1 rRNA gene is annotated in these 1,174 nt (G+C 56.4%); it reads left to right on the plus strand.

What is annotated here, in order from left to right:
• Positions 1–1,173, plus strand: a 23S ribosomal RNA gene (locus tag AC27L3_RS29510); the annotation flags it as partial.
• Position 1,174 lies beyond the last annotated feature (1 nt).

Here is a 1,174-nt window from a genome sequence, read left to right on the forward strand (position 1 = left end):
TGAGCTGGGGGTGGCCGCAGAGACCAGCGAGAAGCGACTGTTTACTAAAAACACAGGTCCGTGCGAAGCCGTAAGGCGATGTATACGGACTGACGCCTGCCCGGTGCTGGAACGTTAAGGGGACCGGTTAGCTTGGATTCGTCCAGGCGAAGCTGAGAACTTAAGCGCCAGTAAACGGCGGTGGTAACTATAACCATCCTAAGGTAGCGAAATTCCTTGTCGGGTAAGTTCCGACCTGCACGAATGGCGTAACGACTTCTCGACTGTCTCAACCATAGGCCCGGTGAAATTGCACTACGAGTAAAGATGCTCGTTTCGCGCAGCAGGACGGAAAGACCCCGGGACCTTTACTACAGCTTGATATTGGTGTTCGGTTCGGCTTGTGTAGGATAGGTGGGAGACTGTGAAGCATGCACGCCAGTGTGTGTGGAGTCGTCGTTGAAATACCACTCTGGTCGTGCTGGATGTCTAACCTGGGTCCGTGATCCGGATCAGGGACAGTGTCTGGTGGGTAGTTTAACTGGGGCGGTTGCCTCCTAAAGGGTAACGGAGGCGCCCAAAGGTTCCCTCAGCCTGGTTGGCAATCAGGTGTTGAGTGTAAGTGCACAAGGGAGCTTGACTGTGAGACCGACGGGTCGAGCAGGGACGAAAGTCGGGACTAGTGATCCGGCGGTGGCTTGTGGAAGCGCCGTCGCTCAACGGATAAAAGGTACCCCGGGGATAACAGGCTGATCTTCCCCAAGAGTCCATATCGACGGGATGGTTTGGCACCTCGATGTCGGCTCGTCGCATCCTGGGGCTGGAGTCGGTCCCAAGGGTTGGGCTGTTCGCCCATTAAAGCGGTACGCGAGCTGGGTTTAGAACGTCGTGAGACAGTTCGGTCCCTATCCGCTGTGCGCGTAGGAGTCTTGAGAAGGGCTGTCCCTAGTACGAGAGGACCGGGACGGACGAACCTCTGGTGTGCCAGTTGTTCTGCCAAGGGCATGGCTGGTTGGCTACGTTCGGGAGGGATAACCGCTGAAAGCATCTAAGCGGGAAGCCTGCTTCGAGATGAGGACTCCCACCCACTTGATGGGGTAAGGCTCCCAGTAGACGACTGGGTTGATAGGCCAGATATGGAAGCCGGGTAACCGGTGGAGTTGACTGGTACTAATAGGCCGAGGGCTTGTCCATA

The sequence above is a fragment of the Streptomyces sp. PKA51 genome (assembly GCF_057552455.1).